Below are 815 nucleotides of genomic sequence, written 5' to 3'. Positions count from 1 at the left end.
CTTTCATCGCCTCTAACTGCCAAGGCATCCACCATATACGCTTAGTCACTTAACCATACAACCCCAAGCGGTCTTATAAAAAGAACGTCTTAAGTGTTTGGGAGACAAATCCCAAACTAAATGTATGCCTGACATTTTCACGTACTCTCAATCACTTTCTATAAAAAAAAGGATTGGTGAGCTACTTGAATTAGATGAAACAAGATAAGGAAGTCTTGTTTCAGGTTGTTAACTACAGCGCGACACTGTAATTAACGGTTGAATATATCTTTCGATATATTCGGGATATATATCAGCTTTCCAGATTGTTAAAGAACGTCAAACTAGCACGCATTCGGCTAATTCGTGGTTAAAAAAACCAAATTAAATATTACTGATTAAGTAAGCTTTAATTTGGCTTCTTGTTCTACTGAAGAAGTGGTGGAGCTAAGCAGGATCGAACTGCTGACCTCCTGCGTGCAAGGCAGGCGCTCTCCCAGCTGAGCTATAGCCCCTTTTTCTGGGTCAACATGGCGGCTAGGAACATTGGTAGGTCTGGGCAGACTTGAACTGCCGACCTCACCCTTATCAGGGGTGCGCTCTAACCAGCTGAGCTACAGACCTAGAGTGTGTCCGAAGCTTGCATGTTTGGACTTCTTCTTCATTTTCGTTATCAAACAATGTGTGTGAGCACTCAACAACAATCTCGATTCTTTCAAGATAAGGAGGTGATCCAACCCCAGGTTCCCCTAGGGTTACCTTGTTACGACTTCACCCCAGTCATGAATCACAAAGTGGTGACCGTCCTCCCGAAGGTTAAACTAGCCACTTCTTTT

2 tRNA genes and 1 rRNA gene are annotated in these 815 nt (G+C 43.2%); all 3 read right to left on the bottom strand.

Annotation, left to right across the window (positions count from 1 at the left end):
* Positions 1-418: 418 nt before the first annotated feature.
* A tRNA-Ala gene (locus J7384_RS19215) sits at positions 419-494 on the bottom strand.
* A 32-nt stretch (positions 495-526) separates the two neighbouring features.
* Positions 527-603, bottom strand: a tRNA-Ile gene (locus J7384_RS19210).
* A 97-nt stretch (positions 604-700) separates the two neighbouring features.
* Positions 701-815: ribosomal RNA gene (locus tag J7384_RS19205) — 16S ribosomal RNA — on the bottom strand; the annotation flags it as partial.

The organism is Endozoicomonas sp. G2_1, assembly GCF_017744155.1.
Lineage (GTDB): Bacteria > Pseudomonadota > Gammaproteobacteria > Enterobacterales > Alteromonadaceae > JAGHQT01.
Note: the sequence above shows the minus strand (reverse complement) of the source record. Positions and strands in the feature narration are given on the sequence as shown.